This is a genomic window from Streptomyces sp. SolWspMP-5a-2, from assembly GCF_900091845.1.
Classification (GTDB): Bacteria; Actinomycetota; Actinomycetes; order Streptomycetales; family Streptomycetaceae; genus Streptomyces; species Streptomyces doudnae.
In genome coordinates, this window is sequence record NZ_FMCI01000125.1 from 22342 (window position 1) to 32867 (window position 10526).

At 71.4% G+C, this 10526-nt stretch carries 6 protein-coding genes; all 6 read left to right on the forward strand.

The features are described 5' to 3' along the window. The first annotated feature begins 1 nt into the window (after window position 1). The 6 genes from GA0115242_RS12380 to serA all read left to right on the forward strand — a co-directional run bounded on the left by GA0115242_RS12380 (window position 2) and on the right by serA (window position 10007). Window positions 2–943, forward strand: coding sequence for a 2-hydroxyacid dehydrogenase (locus GA0115242_RS12380; protein ID WP_093827620.1), 942 nt, complete (start codon window positions 2–4; stop codon window positions 941–943). A gap of 445 nt (window positions 944–1388) precedes the next feature. Beyond that, on the forward strand, window positions 1389–4394 hold the full coding sequence (locus GA0115242_RS12390; RefSeq protein WP_161353105.1) for a putative bifunctional diguanylate cyclase/phosphodiesterase: 3006 nt from the start codon (window positions 1389–1391) through the stop codon (window positions 4392–4394). Between the two features lie 237 nt (window positions 4395–4631). Then, on the forward strand, window positions 4632–6488 hold the full coding sequence (locus tag GA0115242_RS12395) for an acetolactate synthase large subunit (protein ID WP_161353108.1): 1857 nt from the start codon (window positions 4632–4634) through the stop codon (window positions 6486–6488). A 22-nt stretch (window positions 6489–6510) separates the two neighbouring features. After that, the gene (gene ilvN, locus GA0115242_RS12400) at window positions 6511–7035 is read left to right on the forward strand and encodes an acetolactate synthase small subunit (RefSeq protein ID WP_093827626.1); all 525 of its coding nucleotides are present in this window, start codon (window positions 6511–6513) and stop codon (window positions 7033–7035) included. Between the two features lie 109 nt (window positions 7036–7144). Beyond that, a complete protein-coding gene (ilvC, locus tag GA0115242_RS12405; RefSeq protein ID WP_093827628.1) occupies window positions 7145–8143 on the forward strand; it encodes a ketol-acid reductoisomerase in 999 nt (332 codons plus the stop codon). A gap of 274 nt (window positions 8144–8417) precedes the next feature. Further along, complete coding sequence (gene serA, locus GA0115242_RS12410; protein WP_093827630.1) at window positions 8418–10007, forward strand: phosphoglycerate dehydrogenase; 1590 nt, start codon at window positions 8418–8420, stop codon at window positions 10005–10007. Window positions 10008–10526 lie beyond the last annotated feature (519 nt).

Sequence of the window (10526 nt, forward strand, 5' to 3'; positions counted from 1 at the left end):
CATGACTGGCGACGTGTGGCTCCCCATCCCCCCGGACGAGATCGACGGCCTCCCGGACGGTCTCGTCCCCCGCTTCTGGGACGGCGCCGAGGAGTACCCGGCCGACCCGGCGGACTGCGTCTTCTACGTCGTGCCCTACATGCGGCCCGCCGAGACCGTGCTGCGCCCGCTGCCCGAGCTGACCGGCGTGAACGTCGTCCAGACCCTGTCGGCGGGCGTCGACAGCGTGGAGCCCGGACTCGGGCTGCTGCCCCCGGGCGTGCGGCTCTGCAACGCCCGCGGGGTGCACGAGGCGAGCACCGCGGAGCTGGCCCTCACCCTCACCCTGGCCTCGCTGCGCGGTGTCCCCGACTTCGTGCGGGCACAGGACCGGGGGGAGTGGAAGGGCGGTTTCCGGCCCGCCCTCGCCGACCGCACCGTCCTCGTCGTGGGGTACGGCTCGATCGGGTCCGCGATCGAGGACCGGCTCGTCCCGTTCGAGGTCGCGCGGGTGGTGCGGGTGGCGCGCACGGCGCGCACCACGGAGCGCGGACCGGTGCACGCGCTGGCCGACCTGCCGAACCTGCTGCCGCAGGCCGACGTCGTCATCCTCTCCACGCCGCTCACCGCCACCACCCGTCACCTCGTCGACGCCGCGTTCCTGGCCCGCATGAAGGACGGCGCGCTCCTGGTGAACGTCGCCCGCGGCGCCGTCGTCCACACCGAGGCGCTCCTCGACGAGCTGCGGACCGGGCGGATCACCGCCGCGCTCGACGTCACCGACCCCGAACCGCTGCCCCCCGCGCACCCGTTGTGGTCGGCGCCCGGAGTGCTCGTCAGCCCGCACGTGGGCGGGCCCACGTCCGCGTTCGCGCCCCGCGCGAAGCGCCTGCTCGTCGATCAGTTGACCCGGTTCGTGAACCAACGGCCGCTGCGGAACGTGATCCTGACGACGGGGGAGTGACCGCCGTCGCCGCCCCCGACTCCGTCCCGCCGCCGTCGCCGCAGGTGCCCCGACCCCCTTTCCGGCACCCTCCGCAACCCTTCGGGCGCGTACCGTGCCCGCATCTGCGCTGGTCGTCACGGAGCGTAGAGGAACTATGTCCCTGAGTGACGAGTCTGGTGTATCGTCCGGGCAGGGGCTGCGCCGTGCACCGCTCGGCGCCGGGGATGACATGGAGACGGTGAGGGGGGCGACGGGCGATGCACGGCCTATGGACGAACGATCCGACGCGGCGAAGCCGCCGGCGGCGACCCTGGTGTACGGACGCGGGCAGACGCGGCCGCGAGGGCGGCCACGGCTGCCGGCACAACCATCACCACGCACGGCCCGGGGTGGGCCGCGCGCAGACACATCCGGCGCACCGGGACCGGCGGGTTCCGGGAGCGGCAAGCACCGGGAGGACGCGGTGAGTTCGCCGACTCCCACCACCACCGTCGACGCGGCGCTGCGGGTGCACTCCGCCCCCGCGCCGCCGTCGCGGCCGCCGGTCGCCGGCGGCTGGACGAGCCTGGTCCACCAGCTTCTGCTGGCTCTGGTCTGCGCGGGATACGGCGTGGGCTCCGCACTCGGCTGGGGTTCCGAGGACACCGCCCGTGTCATGGGCGACTTCGGACTGAGTGCCGCGGCGGGTACCGCCGCGGTGTCCTGTTTCTTCTACGCGCGCACCCGTCGGATCCGCTTTCGACCGGCCTGGCTGCTGTTCGCCCTCTCCTCGGCGATGGCGGCTCTCGGCAACGGCGTCTGGGGGTGGTACGAGGTCGTCCTGGAGCGTCCGGTGCCCACTCCCAGCTACGCCGATCTCTTCTTCCTCTGCTTCGCGCCACCGGCCATCGTCGGACTGCTGGTGCTCGCCAAACGGCCCGTCACGAAGGCCGGTTGGGTCTGCCTCGGCCTCGACGCCTGGCTGATCGGCGGCTCGCTGCTCACGCTGTCATGGAGCCTCGCGCTCGCCCAGGCCGCCAAGTTCGACGGCCCGAGCGTCGCCCACACCGCGCTCTCCCTCGCCTATCCGCTCCTGGACATCGCGCTGGTGAGCATGGTCCTCGCGCTGCACTTCCGGCGCTCCGCGGTGAACCGCACGGCGGTCAACATGGCGATCGGCGCGCTGGCGCTGACCGTGATGAGCGACGCCCTGTTCACTTCGCCGCTGCTGCACAACAACTACCGCTCGGGCCAACTCCTGGACGCGGGCTGGTTCGCGGGCTCGCTGCTGCTCGCCTACGCGCCCTGGGCCGCCACCCGGCACTCCCTCCCCGACGAGGAGGGCCACGACCGGGAAGCGGCCACCCGCGTGGTGCGCGAGCACGTGCCGGGCCGCCCGGCAGGCGCTCCGCCCAGCCAGGCACCGCTGCCCGGCGCCGACCACGGCCGCTACCCGCTCTCCCGGCCGATCGCCGGATCGCTGGCCGCGCTCACGCCCTATCTCGCCGCCGCCGTCTGCACGTTGGGGATCCTCTACAACGTCCTCAACGGCCGCAGCGTCGACCGCGTGGTGCTGATCACCGGCGGCACGGTGGTGCTCGCCCTCGTGGTCCGCCAGGGCATCATGCTGCTCGACAACATCACCCTCACCCAGGAACTGGCCCAGAAGGAGAACCACTTCAGGTCCCTGGTGCAGGGGTCGAGCGACGTCATCATGATCGCCGCGCCCAGCGGGGTGCTGCGCTACGTGTCGCCCGCCGCCGCCGGTGTCTACGGCCGCTCGGCCGACGACCTGATCGGCAGCGAACTGGCCGGTCTCATCCACCCGGAGGACCTGGGCTGCGTGGTGCACGAGGTGCGCCGGTTCCTCGCCGCCAGCCCGCTCACCGAACCCACCACCCGCATCGAGTGCCGCTTCCGCTCGGGCGACGGGGGCTGGCTCAACGTCGAGTCCACCGTCAACCGGCACCACGGCGGCCTCATCTTCAACAGCCGGGACGTCACCGAACGGGTCAGGCTCCAGGCGCAGTTGCAGCACAACGCCGAGCACGACCCGCTCACCGACCTGCCCAACCGGGCCCTGTTCACCCGGCGGGTGCAGCAGGCGCTCTCCGGCCGCCGCGCCTCCGACCGGGGCGCCCATCTGCGCGGCACCGCCGTGCTCTTCATCGACCTCGACGGCTTCAAGGCCGTCAACGACACCATCGGCCACCAGGCCGGCGACGAGCTGCTGGTGCAGGCCGCCCGCAGGCTCCAGGACGCGGTACGGCACGGCGACACCGCCTCCCGCCTCGGCGGCGACGAGTTCGCCGCCCTGATCGTCGGGGACGGCACCCGGGACCGGCCCGCCCGGGAACGGCAGATCATGGAACTCGCCGACCGGCTGCGCGTCACCCTGTCCCAGCCCTACCTGATCGACGGCAACGATGTCCGGGTCGCCGCCTCCATCGGCGTCGCGTTCGCCGAACCGGGCCTCGGCGCGGGCGAGTTGCTGCGCAACGCCGACCTCGCCATGTACCGGGCCAAGGCGGCGGGCAAGGGGCGCGTCGAGCTGTACGCGCCGCAGATGCAGCAGGACGTCGCGCGCAAGGCGGAGCTGGCCACCCGGCTGCGGGCCGCCCTGCACGACGGCGAGTTCACGCTGCTGCACCAGCCCGTGGTCTCCCTGACCGACGGCCGGATCACGTCCCTCACCGCACAGGCGCGCTGGCGCTCCTCGCAGGGCGTGCTGTTCACCCCCGCCGAGTTCCTGCGGGTCGCCGAGGACAGCGACAAGACGCAGGAGCTGGGCCGCTGGGTCCTGGAGGAGGCGGTCGCGCGGGCCGCCGAGCGTGCCGCGAACGGGCTGAACGTCCCGGTGGCGGTGCGGATGAGCGCACGGCGGCTGCTCGACCGCTCCATGCCGCTGAGCTCCGTCGAGGCGCTGCTGACCCGGCACGGGCTGCCGTCCGGGTCCCTGGTGATCGAGCTGTCCGACACCGACCCCCGGGTCTGCCTGGACGAGCTGGAGCGCCGTCTGGGGGCGCTCAGGCGGCTCGGCGTCCGGATCGCCCTGGACGGCTTCGGGAGCGGCTACGCGGCCATCACGGCGCTGCGCAGGCTCCCCGTCGACATCCTCAAGCTCGACCACGGGCTGGTCGAGGGCGTCGTCGAGTCGGCCAGGCTCCACAAGATCACCAGCGGCCTGCTGCGGATCGCCGGTGACCTCGGGCTCCAGTCCGTGGCCGAGGGTGTGGACCTGCCCGAGCAGGTGGTGGCGCTGCGCGCCATGGGCTGCACCCATGGACAGGGCATGGCGTTCTCCGGCGCGCTGGACGAGTACCGGCTGCGCCGGGCGCTCGGCTCCGGGCACTACCCGGTGCCGCACGGGCCGGTCGAACCGGTCTTCGCGGGCGGCGGCTCCGGGGTGTTCGGCTCCGGGGTGACCGCGGTCCTGGGAAGCGGCAGTATCCTCCGCTCACATAATGAGACTCCCGTCCCACCCACTTGACACGTGATACGTGCCGGGGGGAGGGTCAGTTCCATGCGCACCCGAATTCTCGTACTTGGAAAGCGCGTCGGCTGAAGCTGGTGACGTCCGGTCGGACCCGGAACTCCTGGCGAAAACACCCGGCGCGCTCCCCTCGCTTGCCTTATGGCACGAGGGGTTTTTTGTTGCACAGGCACCCCCGGTGCAGCAGCCGAAACCCGTACAAACCTCGCAAAAACCCTCAGCATCGAGAAGAGAATGCCGATGACCGAGCAGGCCACCGGGGCCCACCATCCGCAGCCGCGGCCCCGATCCGGAGGACAGCACTCCGCCCCCGAGCACGTCACGGGTGCGAAGTCCCTCATCCGCTCGCTCGAGGAGGTCGGGGCCGACACGGTGTTCGGCATTCCCGGCGGCGCGATCCTTCCCGCGTACGACCCGCTCATGGACTCCACCCGGGTCCGCCACGTCCTGGTCCGCCACGAGCAGGGCGCCGGTCACGCGGCCACCGGCTACGCCCAGGCCACCGGCCGGGTCGGCGTGTGCATGGCCACCTCGGGCCCCGGTGCCACCAACCTCGTCACCCCGATCGCCGACGCGCACATGGACTCCGTGCCGCTGGTCGCGATCACCGGCCAGGTCGCGTCCAAGGCGATCGGCACGGACGCCTTCCAGGAGGCGGACATCGTCGGCATCACCATGCCGATCACCAAGCACAACTTCCTGGTCACCAAGGCCGAGGACATTCCCCGGGTGATCGCGCAGGCGTTCCACATCGCCTCCACCGGCCGCCCCGGTCCTGTCCTGGTCGACATCGCCAAGGACGCCCTCCAGGCGCAGACCACCTTCTCCTGGCCGCCGGTCATGGACCTGCCCGGCTACCGCCCGGTGACCAAGCCGCACGCCAAGCAGATCCGCGAGGCCGCCAAGCTGATCACCGCCGCCCGCCGCCCGGTCCTCTACGTCGGCGGCGGCGTCCTGAAGGCGCGGGCCACCGCGGAGCTGAAGGTCCTCGCCGAACTCACCGGAGCGCCCGTCACCACCACCCTGATGGCGCTCGGCGCGTTCCCCGACAGCCACCCGCTGCACGTGGGGATGCCGGGCATGCACGGTGCGGTCACCGCCGTCACCGCGCTGCAGAAGGCCGACCTGATCGTCGCCCTCGGTGCCCGCTTCGACGACCGCGTCACCGGCAAGCTGGACAGCTTCGCCCCCCACGCCAAGATCGTCCACGCGGACATCGACCCGGCGGAGATCGGCAAGAACCGCGAGGCGGACGTGCCGATCGTCGGGGACGCCCGTGAGGTCATCGCCGACCTCGTCCAGGCCGTCCAGAAGGAGCACAGCGAGGGCCACCGGGGCGACTACACCGCCTGGTGGAAGGACCTCAGCCGCTGGCGCGAGACCTACCCGCTCGGCTACGAGCAGCCCGCCGACGGCTCGCTCTCCCCGCAGCAGGTCATCGAGCGGATCGGACAGCTCGCCCCCGAGGGCACGATCTTCGCGGCGGGCGTCGGCCAGCACCAGATGTGGTCCGCCCACTTCATCCAGTACGAGAAGCCCGCCACCTGGCTCAACTCCGGCGGCGCGGGCACCATGGGCTACGCGGTCCCGGCCGCGATGGGCGCCAAGGCCGGGGCCCAGGACCAGACCGTCTGGGCCATCGACGGCGACGGCTGCTTCCAGATGACCAACCAGGAACTGACCACCTGCGCCCTGAACAACATCCCGATCAAGGTCGCCATCATCAACAACGGCGCCCTCGGGATGGTCCGCCAGTGGCAGACCCTCTTCTACAACCAGCGCTACTCCAACACCGTGCTGCACAGCGGCCCCGGCGCCGACGGCAAGCAGGCCGGGGCGGGCACCCGCGTCCCCGACTTCGTGAAGCTGTCGGAGGCCATGGGCTGCTACGCGATCCGCTGCGAGTCCCCGGCCGACCTCGACAAGGTGATCGAGGAGGCGAACTCGGTCAACGACCGCCCGGTCGTCGTCGACTTCATCGTCCACGAGGACGCGATGGTGTGGCCGATGGTCGCCGCAGGCACCTCCAACGACGAGATCCTGGCCGCCCGGGACGTCCGCCCCGACTTCGGCGACAGCGAAGACGACTGAGCGAGAGAGACGAAAGAGACCCATGTCCAAGCACACGCTCTCGGTCCTGGTGGAGAACACGCCGGGCATCCTGGCCCGGATCGCCGCCCTCTTCTCCCGCCGGGGCTTCAACATCGACTCGCTCGCCGTCGGCGTCACCGAGCACCCCGACATCTCCCGCATCACCATCGTGGTCGGCGTCGAGGAACTCCCCCTCGAACAGGTCACCAAGCAGCTCAACAAGCTCGTCAACGTGCTGAAGATCGTCGAGCTGGAGCCGTCCCACGCCGTCCAGCGTGAACTCGTTCTGGTGAAGGTGCGCGCCGACAACGAGACCCGCTCGCAGATCGTCGAGATCGTCCAGCTGTTCCGCGCCAAGACCGTCGACGTCTCCCCGGAGGCCGTCACCATCGAGGCCACCGGGTCCGGCGAGAAGCTGTCCGCGATGCTCAAGATGCTGGAGCCGTTCGGCATCAAGGAGCTGGTGCAGTCCGGCACCATCGCCATCGGCCGCGGCGCCCGCTCCATCACCGACCGCTCGCTGCGCGCGCTCGACCGGTCCGCCTGACCGGCGCGCGGGCGGCCCCGGTCGCCCGTATGCCGAGACCCCGAGACTTCCCTTCCGCCCACCGGCATACGGTGGAACGCGACACCCGTACACAAGGAGAGAACCCACAGTGGCCGAGCTGTTCTACGACGCCGACGCCGACCTGTCCATCATCCAGGGCCGCAAGGTCGCGGTCATCGGCTACGGCAGCCAGGGCCACGCCCACGCGCTGTCGCTGCGCGACTCGGGCGTCGACGTGCGCGTCGGCCTGCACGAGGGCTCCAAGTCCAAGGCGAAGGCCGAGGAGCAGGGCCTGCGCGTGGTGAGCCCGTCCGAGGCCGCCACCGAGGCCGACGTCATCATGATCCTCGTCCCGGACCCGATCCAGGCCCAGGTCTACGAGGAGCACATCGCCCCCCACCTCAACGACGGCGACGCGCTGTTCTTCGGCCACGGCCTGAACATCCGCTTCGGCTTCATCAAGCCGCCGGCCGGTGTGGACGTCTGCATGGTCGCCCCGAAGGGCCCCGGCCACCTGGTCCGCCGCCAGTACGAGGAGGGCCGCGGCGTTCCCTGCATCGCCGCCGTCGAGCAGGACGCCACCGGCAACGCCTTCGCGCTGGCCCTGTCCTACGCCAAGGGCATCGGCGGCACCCGCGCCGGCGTCATCAAGACGACCTTCACCGAGGAGACGGAGACCGACCTCTTCGGCGAGCAGGCCGTCCTCTGCGGTGGCACCGCGGCGCTGGTCAAGGCGGGCTTCGAGACCCTGACCGAGGCCGGTTACCAGCCGGAGATCGCCTACTTCGAGTGCCTGCACGAGCTGAAGCTGATCGTCGACCTCATGTACGAGGGCGGCCTGGAGAAGATGCGCTGGTCGATCTCCGAGACCGCCGAGTGGGGCGACTACGTCACCGGCCCGCGGATCATCACCGACGCCACCAAGGCCGAGATGAAGCAGATCCTCGCCGAGATCCAGGACGGCACCTTCGCCAAGAACTGGATGGACGAGTACCACGGCGGTCTGAAGAAGTACAACGAGTACAAGCAGCAGGACTCCGAGCACCTGCTGGAGACCACCGGCAAGCAGCTCCGCAAGCTGATGTCGTGGGTGAACGAGGAGGCCTGAGCCTCCCGGGCGGCGGGGCCGGAGCGATCGCTCCGGCCCCGTTGTCCAGCCTGTCCCGCACGGACGGGTGATCCTTCCGCAGCGGCGCACGACGTCGGGCGTGACGCCACTACACTGCTGCACTAATACGCGTCAGGCCCACAGCGTCGTGCGTCTTCCACGCGGCTCAGCGACACCGGGGAGTGCGGGTGCGCATCTCCTGGCGCCGCTTCCCCTCCACCGCATGCGGCCGTCGGGACGGCCGTCCGCACGCACTGGACTTGTGAGGACTCACGTGAGCTCGAAACCTGTCGTACTCATCGCCGAAGAGCTGTCGCCCGCCACCGTGGACGCGCTGGGGCCGGACTTCGAGATCCGGCACTGCAACGGCGCCGACCGGGCGGAGCTGCTCCCGGCCATCGCCGACGTCGACGCGATCCTGATCCGCTCCGCCACCAAGGTCGACGCGGAGGCCGTGGCCGCCGCGGGCAAGCTCAAGGTCGTCGCGCGCGCCGGTGTCGGCCTGGACAACGTCGACGTCTCCGCCGCCACCAAGGCCGGCGTGATGGTCGTCAACGCCCCGACCTCCAACATCGTCACCGCCGCCGAGCTGGCCTGCGGCCTGCTGCTGGCCACCGCCCGCAACATCCCGCAGGCCAACGCCGCGCTCAAGAACGGCGAGTGGAAGCGCAGCAAGTACACCGGTGTCGAGCTGGCCGAGAAGACCCTCGGCGTCGTCGGCCTCGGCCGCATCGGCGCGCTCGTCGCCCAGCGGATGTCCGCCTTCGGCATGAAGGTCGTCGCCTACGACCCCTACGTGCAGCCCGCGCGCGCCGCCCAGATGGGCGTCAAGGTGCTCTCCCTCGACGAGCTGCTCGAAGTCTCCGACTTCATCACCGTGCACCTGCCGAAGACGCCCGAGACCCTCGGACTCATCGGTGACGAGGCGCTGCGCAAGGTCAAGCCGAGCGTGCGGATCGTCAACGCGGCGCGCGGCGGGATCGTCGACGAGGAGGCGCTGTACTCGGCGCTCAAGGAGGGCCGGGTCGCCGGTGCCGGGCTCGACGTCTACACCAAGGAGCCCTGCACGGACTCCCCGCTCTTCGAGTTCGACCAGGTCGTCGCGACCCCGCACCTCGGTGCCTCCACCGACGAGGCGCAGGAGAAGGCCGGTATCGCCGTCGCCAAGTCGGTGCGGCTCGCGCTCGCCGGTGAGCTGGTCCCGGACGCGGTGAACGTCCAGGGCGGGGTCATCGCCGAGGACGTCAAGCCGGGTCTGCCGCTCGCCGAGCGCCTCGGCCGGATCTTCACCGCGCTCGCCGGTGAGGTCGCGGTCCGCCTGGACGTCGAGGTCTACGGCGAGATCACCCAGCACGACGTCAAGGTGCTCGAACTCTCCGCGCTCAAGGGCGTCTTCGAGGACGTCGTCGCCGAGACGGTGTCGTACGTCAACGCCCCGCTGTTCGCGCAGGAGCGCGGCGTCGAGGTGCGGCTGACGACCAGCTCGGAGGCGTCGGAGCACCGCAACGTGGTGACGGTGCGCGGCACCCTGGGCACCGGCGAGGAGGTGTCGGTCTCCGGCACCCTGGCCGGTCCGAAGAACCTCCAGAAGATCGTCGCCGTGGACGACTACGACGTCGACCTCGCGCTCGCCGACCACATGGTGGTGCTGCGCTACGAGGACCGTCCCGGTGTCGTCGGCACCGTCGGCCGGGTCTTCGGCGAGGCGGGCATCAACATCGCCGGCATGCAGGTCGCCCGTTCGGCGGCCGGCGGCGAGGCGCTCGCCGTGCTCACCGTCGACGACACGGTCGCCCCCGGGGTGCTCGCCGAGGTCGGCGAGGAGATCGGCGCGACGTTCGCGCGCTCGGTGAACCTGGTCTGACCTCCGCACCACCGATCGACCGCACCCGGGACGCCGGACGGACCGAGACCCCTCGGCCCGTCCGGCGTCCCGGCGTTCCGGCGTCCGCGGGGCGCCCTGCGGGCGGGGCGCACGGGCTCGGTGTGCGTCCGGGAGGGCTGGGAGGGCCGGGGGGTGTTCGGGACGTCCGGGAAGGCGCCGTCGTGCCCGCGGTCGTCCGGGAACGCGTATCCATACAGAAACGCGCGGTCGTTCGAGAACGCGCGGTCGTTCGAGAACGCGCGGTCGTTCGAGAACGCGCGGTCGTCCGAGAACGCGGGGGCGTCCGGGAACCCGTCCTTGTCAGCAGGATGGGCCGTGTGTGCCGCTGGGGGAGGTGGCGGTTCGTTCGTGGTGGGTGGGGCACGTCAGTTGGTTTCCGCCGCGCATCTCTCGGCCTCCGCTAGGTGGTCGCGGACCGGGCCGAGGGTGAGCAGGCCACTGGCGCCGCCCGCGTCCTCGTCGCGGGCCGCCCGCAGCGCCGTCGCCGCGCGGGCCGCG